The sequence below is a fragment of the Ruegeria sp. BC2 genome, from assembly GCF_056539245.1.
Map to the genome: position 1 here is coordinate 146,405 of NZ_JBQFUQ010000001.1, position 17,736 is coordinate 164,140.

Here is a 17,736-nt window from a genome sequence, read left to right on the forward strand (position 1 = left end):
CCTCAAACCACGTGAAAATCCGATGACAGATGAACTGACCCTTGCCAATGCGTTGCTTGTTCTGCCGGATGAGACCGTCCGGGGGTGTGTCCGTATCGTTGGCCAGACGATCGCTGACATAGACACCGGCGCGGCTGTTCCGAAAGGCGCGATTGACTGTAACGGGGACTATGTGTCACCCGGCCTGGTCGAGTTGCACACCGACAACCTGGAACGCCACATCCAGCCGCGGCCCAAGGTGGACTGGCCCCATGCCGCAGCCATTCTGGCGCATGACGCGGAACTGGCCAGCACCGGGATCACGACGGTCTTTGACGCCATGCGGGTGGGGTCGATCCCCTCCGGTGCTGGACGGTATCTGAAATACGCGCGCGGACTGTCGCGCGAGCTGTGGGAGTTGCGAGAGCAGGACGCACTCAAGATCAGCCACTTTCTGCATCTGCGCGCCGAAGTCTGTTCTGAGACGCTGGTCGAGGAATTGCAGGAATTCGGTCCAGAAGACCGGGTTGGCATCGTTTCGTTGATGGATCACACGCCCGGCCAGCGCCAGTTTAGGGACCTGTCCAAGTTCGAAGCCTATCTCAAAGGCAAGTACGCTATGGATGACGACATGTTCGCACGGCACGTCAACCAGTTGCGGGGGCTGAGGGACCGCAATGGAGACCGCCACGAGCAGGAGGCCGTGGACGCCGCGCGCCGCTTCGGAGCGGTTCTGGCCAGCCACGACGACACGACCGAGGCGCAAGTGGCGATATCCGCCCGTCATGGCATTCGGCTGGCCGAATTCCCAACGACGGTCGACGCCGCACGGGCCTGTCACGCTCATGACATTCAGGTCATGATGGGCGCGCCAAACCTGATCCGGGGCGGGTCACATTCTGGGAATGTGGCAGCACGGGAACTGGCCGACTTGGGGTGTTTGGACATTCTGTCGTCGGACTATGTGCCGTCAGCCTTGCTGTTGTCAGCCGTTACTCTTGGGCGCATCTGGGATGACATGGCGCGTGGCATCGCCACTGTGACACGGGCTCCGGCGCGGGCGGCGGGCCTAGCGGATCGCGGCGCTCTGAAACCGGGGCTGCGGGCAGACCTGATCCGATTTCGAATGCGGGGCGACGTCCCGGCCCTGACCGCGGTCTGGTCGCGCGGGCAGCGCGTGGCCTGATCAGGCGAGGTAGAAGAGATAGCGGTCAGGCGCGATGGAGTCCGGGCCGTTGATCTGCTCGAACCCTTCCAGCGGTTGGCCGGAAATCAGCAACCCGCCTGGAACCATGACCGAGCCAATCAGCTTGCTGAGCCTCGCCGCTTCGGCCACGTCTTCGTGTTTGATCCCGCGACCGAAATCATAATGCGCCAATGCGATCCGCGGGCCATGTTCGGCCAGCTTCTTCAGCATCGGTTCGGCCTCGCCCTGCAGAAAATCTTCGGCCGGAGGGGTGCTGTCCGGGTGACATTGCAGAACCCGGTCCATGACCCAGATGCGCCGGTCGGGCAGGATCTCGCGCAGGTGGTCATAGGTGCGGCCGTTGCCCAAACCCATGTCCAGAACATCGCCTTTCAGCCCTTTGATCCGCGCCGCAGCCCAGTTCAGCCCGTCGCGCTGGGCGGTCAGGCGTCGCAGCATGGAATCCAGTCGGCTCATCAATGTCTCCTCGGGTAATCAGTGTGGTCCTGCGGACCAGACGCGTGTGGGGCCCGCCATGAGACAATCCAGAAGCGCCTCGGTAAAGTCCCAGATCTGTTGATCATGGACAAGATGATGGGTCAACACGCCAAAAGGTTCGGTTGGGTCGGCACGTTCCTCGCGGCGATCCTGCAGCATCGAGACGGTTTTGGCGATCAACGCATTCGGATCGGCCAACCCTCGCGTACCGCGCCAGTCGATCGGATCCAGATGGGTATTGACCTGAGTCAGGCCTGGCGCTGCTTCTACGTGCGTTCTGGGCGTGGCCGTGGACAGGAACTGATAGCCGATCTCCGCAAGCTCTGCCGTCACTTCGGGCGCGATGCGGTTCCAAGGGGGGACGAACATCGGGCACAGACGATCACCGAAGGACTCCTGCAAACGCAGGAAGCCATGGTGTGCATCAGACACAATCGAGGCGAGCGGACGATGCAGGCGGAACTCGGACTTCTTTTCGCCTTCAGGCGCGTGGTTCTGGTGCGCCCAGCCGTGAACCACCGGAACCAAGCTGGTCTGGTTGGCAATTTGGTCGACCAGATCCTGACTGGCATCGCGTGGAATGATGGCCAAATGAACCGGTAGCCCGGTTCGGGATGACAGGCCCACTAAACGCTCCAAATGCCGGCTGGGCGCGATCGCGTCATCGTCCCGCCACCACAGTGGAAGCGTAAGCCCAGCCTCTCGCCACACCTGCAATTCGGATCGCAGCGGTGTCCAATCGGTTGTCATTGCCGAGCCTCCCAGAGCGAGGTGGCAATCTCTACCGACTTGCGGGCACCGTCAAACCCGCCATCCAAGGGTTCGCGCGAGCCTTGATGCAGGACGCGGTCGACTGCTTGGGCCAATGTCCCTCCGGTCAGCTTCGCGCTGGGCAGCACGTCGACCGCAGGCAGGCGCGCCAGGCTCTTTGCCCTCAGGGTCTGTTCCACTTCCTTGCCATCGTCAAATGGGATCAGAACGGCCGGGGTCGCGCATTGCAGCAAGTCCATGGCGGTGTTGTACCCGCACATGCTGACCGAGGCTGCGGCCAGCGGTAGCATTTGTCTGAAATCCGGACGTACGGGTTCCAGAAGGACATTTTCGCCATTTGTCATGTGCCTCAGTTCGGCAATCCGGTCTTGGGCATCCTGACCGCCGACCAGCAGGCGCCAGCGCCAGTTGGGCATCTTTTGAGCGGCCTCGATGGCCGCGCGAAAGATCGGTTGTCCGACCGATCCGCCGCCAGCGCTGACCAGGATTTCATTCGCTCCTTCCCCCTGTTCATGAGGACCCGGCGCAGGCGGGGCAACAAAGCCCGTATAGAACAGGCGTCCGGCCAAGTTGCCTGTAACCGGCCAGCTGGCATCCAGCGGCGTGATTTCTGGGTCGGAATGAACCAGTACGCCGTCATAGAAACGCACAATGATTTCTTCGGTCCGTACAGCTTTGGCGGGTTTCGACGGTGGCGCGAGGATGTCCCGGACCGAACTCAGAACAACCGGACAGGACGGCAGTGACCGCGCAGTGGACAGCAGGGCCAGAAATTCGTCGGCCAAGCTTCGGCGCCCGAAGGGATAGAGTTCCGTTATCAGGACATCGGGGTTTACCCGTCGAACAGCCTCGGTCAGGGCAATAGCGCGGGAGTTCAGATAGGTCGCGTCTGCAATATCTCCGTCGGTCGTCAGCAACCGCGTGAAATCGGTACCATCCGAACGCAGGGGTGGCAGTGCCAGCAGAGAAACTCCATCCGCATTCAGTTGTGGTGCAGGCATCCCACCGGATGCGACGGTCACGTCGTGTCCGGCATCCGCAAAAGCCCGACCCAAGGTCAAGGCTCGGCTGAGATGTCCGGTCCCCAGCAGATGGGTGACGACGATCATGGTCCTCATGACCCGGCCTCGCGCGGGATAAGCCGGACGGGCTCAGCCTCCGGTCGCATTTGCTCCAAATCGACCACGTAGAGACGATTGCGTTTGATGCGGAACGGCGCGGGGCCTGTGAACTCCCACCCCCAGGCAAGCGCCAGGATGACCCGCATGATTCCGATATGGCAGACGGCTACGTTGTCACCGGTCAGGCTGCACAGCCATGGCACAAGGCGGCGGCGAATGTCGGCCGGGCTTTCGCCGTTGGGGGGACGAAATTCCCAGCTCCAATCCTCGATATGCCGGTATCCAGTGTTGGCATCTGCAATCAGGTCTTCCCCGCGTTGGCCTTCCCAGTCGCCCCAATTCATCTCGACCAGGGCGGCCGAGGTTGCGGGTTCGCGCCCGGCGACCAGCCGCGCAGTTTCGCTGGCGCGGGTCAGGGGGCTGGACCATAGTTCGGCCCGGTCCCAAGGAGTTGGTAAGCGATATCGGGCCAGTTCGGCCTTTGCTTGATCATCGAGGCTGATGTCGCTGCGCCCCTGAATGCGCCCTGCGCGGTTCCAGGCGGTATGACCGTGGCGCAGAAGGGCCAGACGTGTCATGACATCTCCTCTACCAGCGAAGAAACTCCCGACCAGAACGTCCGCGTTGCGGTTGGCATCAAATGACGGCCGGCCACATAGTCGCGCGCTTTTTGACCTTCGCTCCGACGCAGTTCGGGATCGGACAGCAGCCGGTCAATTCGCTCGGCCAGCGCGGCGGCGCCGTAATCAGGGGCAGGATGATTGGCAGGCGCCAGTACGTCGCGCACTCCCGGGCGATCCTGGGCGACAACGGGGACGCCCGCGGACTGCGCCTCGAGATAGGTCATCCCGTAGGCTTCGTTGACGCCCGGCCATACCAACAGAGCAGCATCGGAGTAGATCGTTTCAAGGTCATCGCGGCTGAGCAGGCCCAGAAACCGGACGCTTGTGCCGAAGGGGGCCATCAAAGCCTCGACATCCGGGCGGGCTGGTCCGTCGCCGGCGATGTTCAGCGTCCAATCCCCATTCAGCAATGCCAGCGTATCGGCCAGAATGCGGAAAGACTCCAACTTGTCCCCGTAACGCATCATTCCCACCGTCAGCATCGGCCCCGCGCATCTAGAGGGTCGAGGCAGGTCCGATCGGGGCAGGAAGGGTGGGAGTTCAATCAATGACTGATCACCGAACCGCTCGCGTTCCAGTGTGATCAAGTCATTTGCTGTGTGATAGAAGATCACCTGCGCGGCGTCGCAGGCATCGTGCGCAGCTTGGGCAAAGCCGGCCCAGGGCCCGGAAAGGCGCGACATGGCGCGGGTGCTCTCAAGCTGAACATAGGGTATCCCGCGCGCCCTGCAGACCGCCGGCCCCAAAAGGTCCGGAGCTTTGTAGTAGTTGTGATAGGTCACCCAGAGGCCTGTATCTGCAGGCAGTTCTGTGCTCAGTCGGGTGACCTCGGCCGCGGCTTCGCGGTCGAGACGGTTCTGAAGGTCCGGGTCTCCGGTTTTGTCATAGATGCGCAGCCGCGAGACCAGATCAACACGATGCCCGTCGGCCCCGATTGCAGCCATCAGGTTGCGAGCCATTTCGCGGTCGCCGGACGGAACCGGGCTGTCTGGGGCTTTCATCGGCGCATAGAAGGCGACCCGAACCATCAGGCACCCTCCGCGCACAAGGCTTTCAGGCGGCGGGACAGGCGTGCAATGCCGGGGTCCATGCTAAAATTGGCAAGCAAGCGGTCATAAGCCGCATCGGCCATGATTGCCGCTTTCTGCGGGTCGGCGGCCAAGGTGGAAATAGCGTCTGCAAGCGCCTTGGGTTCGTCATCGGACAAGATGCCGTGCACGTTGGTCTGGATGAATTCGGGAATGGCCGAGACCGGAGTGGACAGGATCGGTAGTTTTTGCGACGCGGCTTCCATCAGGACATTGGGCAGTCCGTCCCGGTCCCCGTCCGCGGCGATGCGGCTGGGCAGCACGAACAGATCCGCCTCGCGCATGGCCGCAATGACCTCGGGTTGATCGCAGGCGCCTTTCCAGGTGATGCGATCCTGCAGGCGCAGGTTTTCCGCCAGGCCGCGCAGGTTGTCCGACAAGGTGCCGCCGCCAATGTGGGTCCAGTGCCAGTCGATCTCTGGGGGGAGTATGGCCAAGGCGTGGATCAAGCGATCAAAGCCTTTCTTTTCTACCAGTCGTCCCACGGACACCATATGGAACCGGTCATCGACGGATCGCAGTTTTCGTACGGGCGGCTCAGGAAATCGCGTCAGGTCCAGCCCGTGATAGATCAGATCGACACGGGCGGGGTCATCGGCCAGATCGCGCAAGTGCCGCGCGCCGATCTCGGTGCAGGTTGCGCCGAACGCCGCTCCGAAGGTGTCAGCGTGAAGTTTTTCACGCTTTTCCCACTCGGGCGACGTCCAGATATCCTTGGCGTGAGCCGAAAAGCTCCACGGCAGGCCGCGCATGATTGCAGCATAGCGGGCAACCGAGGACGGGGTATGCAGGAAGTGGGCATACAGCGCGCGCGTGTCGCCGGGCAATTCCGCGGCCAGAACGCAAGCCTGTCCAAAGCGGCGGATCCGGTTGTGCGTGGGATCGCGACGCAGATCCTGTCGCCACACCCGGTAGGCCTGTGCGTAACCCGGAAGCGCCTGTGCGGTTCGTCTCGCCGCCCATACGCGTTGGGGTTCCTGGTACAGGTATTCGGGAAGATAGTGCACCCGCCCCTGAAATCGGTCGTGCAGGGGGTGGCGTTTGGTGTCGGTTGGGTGGCGCAATGACCAGATGTCGAAGGCGTGGCCGGCATCCTGCAAAGCAACCAGTTCCTGAGCGATGAACGTCTCGGACAGGCGCGGCCAACCTTTGACCAACACCGCCAGTCTCGGCTCTGCGTCGGTCATCCGGTCGCTCGTTCCTGTTCCACGCTCAGCAGGGCCTCGACCCGATCAGAGACATAGTCCAAGCCATCCAGCAAACCGGCCCGGATCGCCTGCGAGGGAAGGGGCTGCTGCGGCAGGTTGCGAATGGCCGTGATCATCGCATCGGCCGTCAACCCATCACGGGTCTCGTCCAGCATCCGCACAAGACCCAGTTCCTCGGCGCGCGAGGCGCGGATCCACTGTTCCAGCCGCGGGGTGGTTCGCGGGACGATCACCGCGCGTTTGTCAAAGGAGAGCACCTCGCAGAACGTGTTGTATCCGCCCATGCAGACCACACCCGCCGCGCCGGCGAACAGGGTTTCGATCTGGGATTCGAACCCGACCGCCGTTACACGACCGTTCAGGGCCGCCACGCGGGCCTCGAATTCTTCGCGCAACTCACCGGACAGGAAAGGGCCATAGACGAGCAGGGCTCGGGGGGACAGATCAGGGTCTTTTTCATATGCGGACAGGACAAGGTTGACCATTGCCTTCCCGTCGCCACCGCCTCCGGGCGTGATAAGGATATAGGGCTGCTCGGGAGGTTCGCCGACAGGGCCGAGATCGCGGCGCAGATAGCCGGTCCAGTGAATCCGCGCCTGCGCCGACGGGCTGAGCGGCAATCCTTCTGTCGGGTCATAAACCGACCGCAGGCCGTAGACCCAGATTTCGTGATAGTACTTCTCGGTCGCGGCGACGGCATCCTTTCGGGCCCATTCCGCCGCCAGAACCTCGGGTTCGTCCAGAACGTCGCGAAGACCCAGCACCAGTTTGGCGCGCCCGGATTGATGCAGCTGTTCCAGGGTGGGCAGCAGTTCGCCTCGGAATCCGGTCGGCTCCTTGTCGACGACGACGACGTCCGGGTCGAATTGGCGCATGGTGGTCTGAATCAGTCCCGAGCGCAGCTCGGTGACCTCGTCAATCCCCATTCCGATCGTGCGCGCGGCATACGAACCATCGGCCCGCTTGGTCACGCCCGGCAGGCGCACATGGTCCACGCGCCGCGGAAAAGTGAAGCGCCCGGCAACGGGCGAGCCAGTCAGGATCAGGGCCGAGGCCCGCGGGTTCGCCCGCGTCATTGCCGCAGCCAACGCTCGGGAGCGTCTGAGATGACCCAGTCCGAACGTATCGTGACTGTAGAACATTATGCGCGGAGCGCGACCGGTCTGTTTGTCGTCGATGCCTAGGCTCATGCCCTCGCTCGTATCTTTGTTACGGTGCAGTTTCCGCGCGTTTCGCACCAGTTATCTTATATTTTTTGACGCCGCCTGCCAAAGGGTCTGTGTCAAAGCCGCAAATGCGTCAATCATTGCGATTTGGCAACAGCCATTGCGCAAGTCACCAATAACGCGAAGCCTGCAACATTCCCCGAAGTTGGCAAAGCCCGGATTTGCCGGATGCTGCCTGCTCTTATCGGAATTCCAGAGGGTTGGAAACATCCTGCCTTTGGGCTTGCGCCAAAAACACGGTCCTACACGATGTCGGGAAGCAGCGAGTGGATCGTTTGATCAAGGCCGGTGCGTTCTATAGGCTGCCGTGCAGCAAGAGATCAGGATGCAAGACCTTATGAAACCGAACTTTCTTGTCCGTGTACTGTTCCTGACGTGGACAATCGCTCTGGTATGCGCGACCGGTGCGGCGGCGCAGACCTCGCTGATCCCGGGGTATCCCGGGGCGTCCGGTGAAACAGAGGCCCCGCAGGACAACGATGTTGCAGCCGCGATCCGCGCCGCGACCGAGGCGGGCGCCAGCGTGATCGTCATCGACAGCGCCGGGCAGGTCGTATCCTCGGTTGGGCAGGCTGGTGACCAGCCCGAGGACGTCGCTCATGATCCAATGGCGGAAAGTTCGCAGTTGATGAAGGCGCAGGAGCGCTTTGCCAAGTTCAGCGAAGCCGTGCGATCCCGCCTTGAGGCGTTGCCCTATTCGATCTTCGAGGTACGCTACATCCTCGAGCAAACCAGTCCTGATGGCCGGATTTTCACCTATGTCGAGGTGCTGGGATGGAACATCCTGTTCCTGATGGTTGGCCGATGGCTGTCGATCGAGCTGTACGGCAAGCGCTTTGCCCGACGGTGGGTCGTCGCCCGGATCAAGGAAAACCCGCAGGGGTATCGGGAAAAGATGCCGTTCCTTGTGTTCCGGTTCCTGATGGGTATCGGGGCCACGGTGTTTGCAATGCTGATGGCTCTGATCGTCGGGTATCTGTTCTTCGGCGAGGCCGAAGATATTTCGATCCAGTTCACCGTCACGGCGATTTTCACGGCGTTTTTCCTGTCACGTACGGTTTCCGACCTGTGGCGGATGGTGCTGTCGCCGTATCTCAGCCAGTACAGGCTGCCGCCATTCTCGGACCGTGACGCCAAGCGGCTGTACATCTGGGCATCGGCGCTGGCGACCTATGACATTACCGCTGTTCTGTTTTCCACCTGGGTGGCGGATTTCGGGCTGAACTACAACGTCTACGCGATGGTTTATGGCGGGCTGACCCTGATCGGGATGGTCGGAAACATCCTGATGATCCTGTTCAATGCCCGGGCCATTTCGAACGCCATCCGAGGCGGCCGCCAGCCAGACCAGGTGTCTTGGTTGCTGCGGTTCGTATCATTTGGCTGGGCCCCGGCCCTGATCGTCTATCTTGTCTTCAGCTGGTTCAAGCTGGCGGTGGATCTGGTGCTCGAGACCGAGGACTCGCTGCCGATCGTCGCAAGCAGTTACATGATCTTCATGTCGGTCGTCATCGCCTATGGCGCCATGAACTATCTGCTCGAGCGGTACTTCGATCGCAACCGGCAGATCGAGGCTCTGAATGCCGAACTCGATACCGATGAAGATACCATGCGGACCTCGGAGACGCCCGAGGCGGAGAAGCGCAAGCACACATTGGTGACCTACGAAGATCTTGCGCGGCGTGTCGCAGGCATCCTGGCCTTTGTCGTCGGCATCTACGCACTGGTCGTCATCTGGAATCCCGAAGCCAGCTGGAGCGAGGATTTGCCCGTTGGCAGGGCGCTGGATGTTATGGTGATCCTGTTCATCGGCTACATCCTGTTCCACTTCTTCCGGATCTGGATCGACACCAAAATCGCTGAAGAAACCGATGATGGAGCCGCCGAAGCCGAGTTGGGTGACGAGGGCGGAGAGGGCGGTCAAAGCCGCCTTGCCACGCTGCTGCCTCTGTTCCGGGGCGCCATACTGGCTGTGGTGGTCGTGACCATCCTGCTGATCGTCCTGATGGAGCTGGGCATAAATGTCAGCCCGCTGTTTGCAGGCGCCGGCGTTGTCGGTCTGGCCGTGGGCTTTGGCTCGCAAACCCTGGTGCGGGACATTTTCTCGGGCGCGTTTTTCCTGCTGGATGACGCGTTCCGCAAGGGAGAATACATCGACATCGGAGATGTCAAAGGTACGGTCGAAAAAATCTCGGTCCGGTCTTTCCAGCTGCGCCACCATCTGGGGGCCCTGAACACGATTCCGTTTGGTGAAATCAAGGTTCTGACCAACTACTCGCGCGACTGGGTGATCATGAAACTGCCTCTGCGCGTGACCTATGACACGGACGTCGAGAAGGTCCGCAAGCTGATCAAGAAGCTGGGACAGGAGTTGCTGGAGGACCCGGTGATCGGGGACAACTTCATCCAGCCGCTCAAGTCGCAGGGCGTCATCGAGATGCAGGATTCCGCGATGATAATCCGGGTGAAGTTCATGACTAAGCCCGGCGACCAGTGGCTGGTGCGCAAGAAGGTGTACCAAGAAATCCGCGAGTTGTTCGCGCGCGAAGGCATCAAGTTTGCCCACCGCGAAGTCACCGTACGACTGGCCGATGGCAAGGACCCCGAAGACCTGTCTCCGAAACAACGCGAGGCGGTCACCGGCGCGGTGCAAGCCGCAATTGACGAGGAGTATCTGGACGATATCGGCCCCGGTGGAGACGACCGCTAGGGCGCTCCCGCCCCTTTGACCTGCGGCGCCGGTGCGCCGCCGTTCCAAGCGTTGGGCAGGGCCGCGCGTTCCGCGCGGCGGTCGGGCCTTTGTTCAGGTGGATTGCCACGTGGGATCAGACGTGCCGAGCCGGGATGCCGGGATCGGCCAGTGCATCCGCGCCTCACCGACGCTCAGCGCGGGTTTCAGCCGTTTGCCGGGGCCCCAGCCGGACTCTTCCGATCGGGATGCGTAGTCCCCGGGTTCGGCAGCGGTGATCGGGTCGCCTGTCTCGGATTTCGCGAGGCTGGCCAGCAACTCGGCGGTGCGCGCCAGCGACAGGCGCCCATCCATGATCGAATGCCCCGAAGCCGCTTCTGTCAGGGCCGAGAGGACAGCGGCGGCCATCAAATAGCCGGTGGCATGGTCAAGTGCTTGAACTGGCAGCGGGGTGGGTTTGTCGGCTCCGGCCCAAACGCGACCGGCGTCAGCGATCCCCGCGCTCATCTGTACGAGGCTGTCAAATCCGCGACGGGTGGCCCAAGGCCCCTGCCAACCATAGGCATCCAGCGTAACCTCGACCCGGTTTGGAGCGACCGTGTCGCGCACCTCTTTGGTCAGGCCCAGAGCATCCAGCGCACCGGGGCGGTAGCCATGGACAAAGACATCCGCTTGCGCGAGCAGCTCTTGCAGCTTTTCCAGGCCAGCGGGTGGCTTGAGGTCCAGATACGCGCAGCGCTTGCCGAGCGAGATATCGGGGATCACGCCCGGCTCATCCCAACCCGGTGGGTCGATGCGCAGCACTTCGGCTCCGAACCCGGCCAGCGTTCGGGTGGAAACCGGGCCGGCCAGCACGCGTGTCATGTCGAGAACCCGAAGCCCGGCTAAAGGCCGATCCGCGCGTGCCTGTCGCCTGTCGCGTAGGGTGATCCGGCGTGGACCGTGCCAGCCGATCAACGGATCCCGCGTCACGGCCCGGCCTTGCGGGTGGTCCAGCCACTCGGCCCGGCTGCGCATGGCGGCGGCAACACCACCCTGCGCCACGATATCCGTTTCAAGGTTCGCGACCGACCAGCTCTTGATGGCCTGCGTCACCGCGGCACGATCCCCCTCGGTCGCCAAAACCTTGAGGGCCGCTTCCCTATGGTGGGGGAGGTTGGTGTGCAACCTGATCCAGCCATCGGCTCCCCGATAGTCGCCCGCGATCGGATCCCAGAGGCTTGGCATATCCCAGCCTTCGGGCTTGAACGAATACCCGAACCACAGCGACGCGAGGCGGTGATCGACCAATGACTTTGGTGGGAGCGAGACAAGATTGGTGGCCTGCATGAACCGTCCAAGCTCATGGCCCACGGCTGCAAAGCTTGCTGTTGCCAGCTCGGACACGGCAAATGCGCTGGGAAGCGCACCGGAGCCGGCGACCTGATAGGCCTCGGACGGTGGAAGCGAAGCCAGCAGGCTCATTGCTGATAAGGGTCCAGACTGTCGCGCAGCCCGTCACCCAGGAAATTGAAGGCTAGCACCACCACGATGATCGGTAGCATCGGGATGGCCGTCCACGGATAGATCTCGATCGAGGCGAGGTTTTGCGCGTCGTTCAGCATCACGCCCCAGCTGACCGCCGGTGCCCGCAGGCCGAGGCCAAGGAAGCTGAGTGCCGTTTCCCCCAGAATCATGGCGGGGATCGACAGCGTGGCCGAGGCAATCAGGTGTGACATGAAGTTCGGCAACAGGTGCTTGCGGATCACCCGGCCGGAACTGGCACCCATCATCTCGGCGGCGCGCACATATTCTTCTTCGCGCAGCGACAGGAATTTGGCGCGCACGGATCGGGCCAGCCCTGGCCAGTCGAGGATGCCGAGGATGATCGAGATGATGAAGAACACCGCAACCGGCGACCAGTTCGACGGAACTGCGGCCGATAGTGCCAGCCACAGGGGGAGTTCGGGCAAAGACCGCAGGATTTCGATCACGCGGTTGATGACCCAGTCGATCCGCCCGCCGAAATAGCCGGCCAGCGACCCGAACAGGATGCCAAGGAAGAACGAGACCGAAATGCCGATCAGGCCCACGGTCAGCGACAGCTGCGCGCCATAGAGGATGCGGCTGAAGATATCGCGGCCCAGCCGGTCCGAGCCCCAGAGGAACAGTGTCGTGCCTTCCGGGGCGCAGAACAGATGCGTGTTTGACCGGATGAGCCCGGCCAGCTTGTACTCGGATGCCTCGCAGAAGAACCGCACGGGTCGCGGATCCTCGGTGTCAGGGACGAATTTCCATTGGAACGTCTCGAGGTCGGCCTCGGCCACGATCGGGTAAACGAACGGCCCGATGAACTCGCCCTGGTGGAACCAGTTCACCGATTGGGGCGGTGCGTAGAGATGTTCGCCATTTCGTTCGTTCGGGCCATAGGGCGCGATGAAACCTGCAAACGGGAGCATCAGGTAGCACAGCAGCAGAAAAATGCCCGATATCAGACCCAGCCGGTGTGTCTTGAATTTGCGCCAGACCAGAACCCAATTCGGGGCGTCCAGATCCCTGCGCTCCAATTGCTGCAAAGATGCTTCGGGATCGAAGGGGGCGTCGTCGACAAAGCGACCGTCGGGAAGTTTGCTCATGCTTCGCGCCCCTCGTACCGGATACGCGGGTCAAGCATGACCAGCAGAATGTCGGAGATCATGGTGCCGATCAGCGTCAGAAGCGCCACGAACATCAGAATGAAGGCTGAAAGGAACTGGTCCTGTGTCTTAAGCGCCGTCAGCAGCGTGGGGCCGATGGTCTGCAAACCCAGCACCACCGAAACCAGAACCGACCCCGACACCATCGAGGGCAGCAGGTTGCCGATGTCGGCCACGAAGGGGTTGAAGGCGACGCGCAGCGGGTATTTGGTCAGCATCCGCGACGGCGACATGCCCTTGGCTATAGCGGTTTCAACATATGGCTTGCCCAATTCGTCCAGCATGTTGGCGCGCAGGCGCTGCATCATGGCCGAGGCGCCCGAGGTGCCGATCACGAATGTGGGCACGATCAGATGAACCAGGATGGATTTCATCTTGTCCCAGCTCATGGGTTGCCCCTCATACACAGGGTCCATCAGTCCGCCGATGGGCAAATTGAGGTAACGGTGCCCGTAGTAGAACAGGATGAGCGCCAGCAGAAAGTTGGGCGTCGCCAATCCCAGATAGCCCACGAAGGCGGTCGTATAGTCGACCCAGGTCCGCGATTTGGCCGCCGCCATAACGCCCAGAGGCAAGGCCACGGCATAGACGAACAGGATCGCGGCAAGGTTCACGACCACGGTCAGCCACAGCGTGTCCCCGACGATGTCGGCAACCGGACGATCGAATTCGAAGGACCAGCCGTAGTTGCCCTGCAGCAACCCCTCAAACCCATGAGGGCCGGGAAAGAAGCCGACCCAGATCAGGTATTGTTCCCACATCGGGCGGTCCAGAGCGTATTCCTTTCGCAGGAATTCCGCCTTGGCCACACCGGCCGACTGCCCCGAAGCCTGCAGCTCGGCAATCTGATTGCTCAGATAGTCCCCCGGCGGCAGGTTGATGATCACGAAGATCAGCATCGATACCACCAACAGGGTCAGCAGCATCGTGAAAAAGCGATACACCGCGTAGCGGAGCATGATCATCTATCCGCTCCTGTCAGTCGGCGAGGAAGAATTCGTCTGGGCGGTGCACTCCGAAATGCGCGCCGGGTTCCCACGCCCACATGGCCTGTTCGGGAACATTGCGCAGACGGTTTGAAACCACGATCGGCTGTGGCGCGCCGTTCAGAATTCCGATGCCATAGATCTGGTCGGCGTGTATCTTCAACATCTCCTCCCAGACCGCCCGGCGTTCATTCTCGGTTTTTGCAAGTTCCCAGATGTGGTTCAATTCCAGCAAGCGCTGGGCTTCGGGCAGGTCGGGCGGCTCGCCGGCTTCGCCGCCGGTTTGATAGTGCTGCCCCCATTTTGGCCAGGCCAGAAACACCTGGTCGGTCGGGGCCAGGTAAACCGGTGACGTATGCAGCTGCGGGATGCCATCATCCCAGCCATACCAGACCGAAGCCATCGTATTGCCGGCGAATACGCGGTTGCGCAGGATGTCGCGGTCAAGCGGTCGCATGACCAGTTTCACCCCGATTTCCCGCCAGGTATCAGTCACGATCTGCAGCGCGTTCTCGACCTCTTGGCGTTCTCCGGCCGTCTCGATCACCAGCTCCATGGGGCGGCCGTCCGGCAACAGGCGTATGCCGTTCTTGTCGCGCTGCGTCAGCCCGACCTCGTCCAGCAGGGCGTTTGCCTGAGCGACGTCGTATTGTGCCCAGGCCTGCGCGTTCTCTTCACTGTAGAAGGGCGAGGCAGGCAGAACGGACATGGCGGCCGGATGCGCCAGTTTGAAGTACAGCGCCTGGTTGATGGTCTGCCGGTCGATGGCCAGCGAAAGAGCGCGTCGGACACGGACATCGCGCAGCACATTGCGCCAGACCTCGTCTTCGAAATTCAGGTTGGGGTAGATTGCGATCTGTGACGCGACCCCGGTTTTCCAGAGTAGCGTCTTGTAATTTCCGTTGGCTTCGCCCTTTTTCAGGATCGAGGCATCCCGAAAATCAAGCCCACGACCCTGCAGGTCGGTCTCACCGGCATTGGCCTTGGCCGCCACCAGGCCGGGAGCAACGATCTCCATCTCGACCACGTCGATGTATGGCAGTTGCAAACCCTTCGAGTCGATGCGGTGGTAATAGGGGTTGCGGACGAAATTGTGCCGGATCTTCTTGCCCGAGCTCGCGTTCAGCCAAGGCTGCAGAGTGGGCAGTTCGTGATTGTCGTACTTGTAGAGGTTGTCCAGCTTGTTGTGCAGGGCGGCCCAGCTTTTGACACGTGCGTCACTGACCTCGAAGTCCAGTTTTTCCTTGTCGGCATATTTCTCATGATAACGCTTCAGGAACGCAGCAGGGCGGTAGATGAATGGCGGTCGCGCCTGCGCCAGTGAGGCCAGAAAGTTCGGGTTCGGGTCGTCCCATTCGTAGATCACCGTCGTTTCGTCCGGGAACGTGACAGTGGGGAGCTTGCCCTCAACCCGCAGGAAATCAGGGGGGCCGGACGGGCTGAGAAGCTCGTTGTTGGCCACGTCTTCCCACCAGTATCGGAAGTCTTCCGAGGTGAACGGTGTGCCGTCCGACCATTTGTGTCCCTTGCGCAGGTGCAGAGTGTACTTGCGGTTTTCTTCGTTGTCGTAAGACGCCAGCAGATCGGGGACCAGATTGTACTGGGCATCGAAGCCCACCAGTCGGGCGTAGCCATAGACCACCATCTGCCGGATATCCTTGGACCGGGTGACCATCGTGCGCAGGGTTCCGCCCTGTTTGCCGAATTCGCGCCCTTTCGAAGACAGGTCGACGATCAGCGGTTCCTGCGGGATGCGATCTTGCACCGGGGGCAGGTTTCCGATGTCCACCTCGGCTTTCCAGAACGTGCTTTCCTGCAGGTCGGGAAGGGTGTCGGCCCAGGCGGGCAGCGCCGCGCCCAGCGTCAGCGCGGCGGCCAGAAACTTGAATCGAGTGGTCTTAAACATGGCAACGTACCTTATGGCCGGGCTCCATTTCCACGAGTGAAGGTATCATGGTGTCAGAGAATCTAAAGGCGTCATCCCAACTGTCCGGAGACCCGGCGCCAAGGGCGACCAGCTTCAGATCGATGGGACGATTGATATCGGGTTCGGGTTGTGCGGCAATCAGAGCCTTGGTGTAGGGGTGGCGCGGGTTGTAGAACAACGTCTCGGGTGGAGCCTGTTCGACGACCAGCCCCTGGCGCATGACCGCGACCTCGTCCGCGATACGGGCGACCACGGCCAGATCGTGAGAAATGAAAAGATAGGACAGGTTCAGACTGTCCTGCAGTCTTTCCAGAAGGGTCAGGATTTGCTCTTGGACCGAAACGTCCAAAGCCGATGTCGGCTCGTCGCAGACGATCAGGGACGGATCCAGCATCATCCCACGGGCGATTGACAGGCGTTGGCGTTGACCGCCGGAGAAAGCGTGGGGGTAGCGCTTGAGCATACCGGCGTTCAATCCCACGCGTTCCAGCATTTCAGCGGCCTTGTCGCGGCGCTCGGCCGTCGTGCCGATATTGTGGATCTCCAGCGGTTCGGTCATCGCATCCTGAATGCGCATGCGCGGGCTCAGAGAACTGTAGGGATCCTGAAACACCATCTGAGCCTTGCGCTGAAACGCCGTGCGCTCCTCGCGGGTCATCTGGTGGACGCGTATCGGGTCCTCGCCCGGCGCGGCGCGAAAAAGCACTTCGCCGCCCGGGTCTGGCAACTCGGCCCCCAGCGCGATCCGGGCCGCGGTGGTCTTGCCCGATCCGCTTTCGCCGACTACGGCCAACGTCTTGCCGCGGGCCAGTTTCAGGTCGACGCCCCGGCAGGCATAAATCAGCTTGCCCGCTTTCCAACCGCGCGACGACCGCATCGTGTAGGTCTTGCACACATCCTTCATATCGAGGATCAGATCCTCGTCCGGCATCGGAATTCCCACGGCTTCCTTGTCCGGGATCTCGGGGGCCGCATCAAACAGCTGGCGGGTATAGGGATGGGCCGGAGCATTCAGGATCAGCTCGGCCGAACCCGCCTCCATCACCCGGCCTTTGTGCATAACGACGACGTGTTCGGCCATATTGGCGACCACGCCCAGGTCATGCGTCACCAAAACCAGCGCCATACCAGTTTCTTTCTGCAGATCCTTGATCAGGCCCAGCACCTGAGCCTGGGTCGTCACATCCAGTGCAGTTGTCGGTTCGTCGGCAATCAGCAGTTCCGGTTTGGACACCATCGCCATCGCGATCATCGCGCGTTGACGCATCCCGCCCGAAAGTTCGAAGGGATACGAGTCATAGGCACGCGCCGGATCGGGAAAGCCCACGCGTTCGAACTGCGACAGCACTTCCTTGCGAGCCTCAGACTCGGAGGCGCCCCGATGGAGCCACAGAACCTCGCTGACCTGGTTGCCGATCTTGTGCAACGGAGAAAGCGACCGCATAGGCTCTTGAAAGATCATCGAAATTCGATTGCCGCGGATGCCACGCATCTCACGTTCGGAAATTTCGGACAGCGCGACGCTGCCCTTGGAAGTGTTCAGCTGCATTACGCCACTGCGGATCTGGGCTGTCCTGGGCAGAATGCGCAGCACCGCCCGGCAAGAGATCGTCTTGCCCGACCCGGATTCCCCGACCAATGCCAGCGTTTGCCCGGCCTCGACATCGAAATTCACATCTCTGACGACGGGCTCCCCGGCGCCGAAACCGATGCTCAGGTCTCGGACAGACAACAAGGCCGTCATGCGGGCTTTCCACCC

14 protein-coding genes are annotated in these 17,736 nt (G+C 61.7%); 2 read left to right on the top strand and 12 right to left on the bottom strand.

Annotation, left to right across the window (positions count from 1 at the left end; genetic code table 11):
- Positions 1 to 22: 22 nt before the first annotated feature.
- Positions 23 to 1,165 carry an alpha-D-ribose 1-methylphosphonate 5-triphosphate diphosphatase gene (locus tag ACR0CU_RS00700; protein WP_480642243.1) on the top strand — a complete coding sequence of 381 codons (1,143 nt, stop codon included), beginning with the start codon at positions 23 to 25 and terminating at the stop codon, positions 1,163 to 1,165.
- Here ACR0CU_RS00700 and ACR0CU_RS00705 read toward each other — a convergent pair whose 3' ends face one another.
- The 7 genes from ACR0CU_RS00705 to ACR0CU_RS00735 are packed head-to-tail and all read right to left on the bottom strand — an operon-like array spanning position 1,166 to position 7,664.
- Positions 1,166 to 1,642 carry a class I SAM-dependent methyltransferase gene (locus tag ACR0CU_RS00705; RefSeq protein ID WP_170444383.1) on the bottom strand — a complete coding sequence of 159 codons (477 nt, stop codon included), beginning with the start codon at positions 1,640 to 1,642 and terminating at the stop codon, positions 1,166 to 1,168.
- Positions 1,643 to 1,660: 18 nt separating this feature from the next.
- A complete protein-coding gene (locus ACR0CU_RS00710; protein WP_170444386.1) occupies positions 1,661 to 2,413 on the bottom strand; it encodes a polysaccharide deacetylase family protein in 753 nt (250 codons plus the stop codon).
- Entirely contained in the window at positions 2,410 to 3,552 is a 1,143-nt protein-coding gene (locus ACR0CU_RS00715) for a glycosyltransferase family protein (RefSeq protein ID WP_170444389.1), read from the bottom strand. Before ACR0CU_RS00715 ends, ACR0CU_RS00710 begins: the two co-directional genes overlap by 4 nt.
- Positions 3,549 to 4,133 carry a histidine phosphatase family protein gene (locus tag ACR0CU_RS00720; protein ID WP_170444392.1) on the bottom strand — a complete coding sequence of 195 codons (585 nt, stop codon included), beginning with the start codon at positions 4,131 to 4,133 and terminating at the stop codon, positions 3,549 to 3,551. Before ACR0CU_RS00720 ends, ACR0CU_RS00715 begins: the two co-directional genes overlap by 4 nt.
- Positions 4,130 to 5,206 carry a glycosyltransferase family 4 protein gene (locus ACR0CU_RS00725; protein ID WP_170444395.1) on the bottom strand — a complete coding sequence of 359 codons (1,077 nt, stop codon included), beginning with the start codon at positions 5,204 to 5,206 and terminating at the stop codon, positions 4,130 to 4,132. The genes ACR0CU_RS00720 and ACR0CU_RS00725 overlap by 4 nt, the downstream gene beginning before the upstream one ends.
- A complete protein-coding gene (locus tag ACR0CU_RS00730) occupies positions 5,206 to 6,453 on the bottom strand; it encodes a glycosyltransferase family 4 protein (protein WP_170444397.1) in 1,248 nt (415 codons plus the stop codon). The genes ACR0CU_RS00725 and ACR0CU_RS00730 overlap by 1 nt, the downstream gene beginning before the upstream one ends.
- Positions 6,450 to 7,664 carry a glycosyltransferase family protein gene (locus ACR0CU_RS00735; RefSeq protein ID WP_170369778.1) on the bottom strand — a complete coding sequence of 405 codons (1,215 nt, stop codon included), beginning with the start codon at positions 7,662 to 7,664 and terminating at the stop codon, positions 6,450 to 6,452. Before ACR0CU_RS00735 ends, ACR0CU_RS00730 begins: the two co-directional genes overlap by 4 nt.
- 373 nt (positions 7,665 to 8,037) lie before the next feature.
- Between ACR0CU_RS00735 and ACR0CU_RS00740 the strand changes: the two genes are divergently transcribed.
- The gene (locus ACR0CU_RS00740) at positions 8,038 to 10,410 is read left to right on the top strand and encodes a mechanosensitive ion channel family protein (RefSeq protein ID WP_170445996.1); all 2,373 of its coding nucleotides are present in this window, start codon (positions 8,038 to 8,040) and stop codon (positions 10,408 to 10,410) included.
- A gap of 93 nt (positions 10,411 to 10,503) precedes the next feature.
- On the opposite strand, the gene ACR0CU_RS00745 is transcribed toward ACR0CU_RS00740, so the two are convergent.
- From ACR0CU_RS00745 to ACR0CU_RS00765, 5 genes are read right to left on the bottom strand one after another with little or no spacing between them, the layout of a single operon-like run.
- Positions 10,504 to 11,853, bottom strand: coding sequence for a CoA transferase (locus tag ACR0CU_RS00745; protein ID WP_170444400.1), 1,350 nt, complete (start codon positions 11,851 to 11,853; stop codon positions 10,504 to 10,506).
- Entirely contained in the window at positions 11,850 to 13,004 is a 1,155-nt protein-coding gene (locus ACR0CU_RS00750; protein WP_170357056.1) for an ABC transporter permease, read from the bottom strand. The genes ACR0CU_RS00745 and ACR0CU_RS00750 overlap by 4 nt, the downstream gene beginning before the upstream one ends.
- Entirely contained in the window at positions 13,001 to 14,029 is a 1,029-nt protein-coding gene (locus ACR0CU_RS00755) for an ABC transporter permease (RefSeq protein ID WP_170436309.1), read from the bottom strand. The genes ACR0CU_RS00750 and ACR0CU_RS00755 overlap by 4 nt, the downstream gene beginning before the upstream one ends.
- A gap of 13 nt (positions 14,030 to 14,042) precedes the next feature.
- Complete coding sequence (locus ACR0CU_RS00760) at positions 14,043 to 15,956, bottom strand: ABC transporter substrate-binding protein (protein ID WP_170444403.1); 1,914 nt, start codon at positions 15,954 to 15,956, stop codon at positions 14,043 to 14,045.
- A complete protein-coding gene (locus tag ACR0CU_RS00765; RefSeq protein ID WP_170444407.1) occupies positions 15,949 to 17,721 on the bottom strand; it encodes an ABC transporter ATP-binding protein in 1,773 nt (590 codons plus the stop codon). The genes ACR0CU_RS00760 and ACR0CU_RS00765 overlap by 8 nt, the downstream gene beginning before the upstream one ends.
- Positions 17,722 to 17,736: the final 15 nt, after the last annotated feature.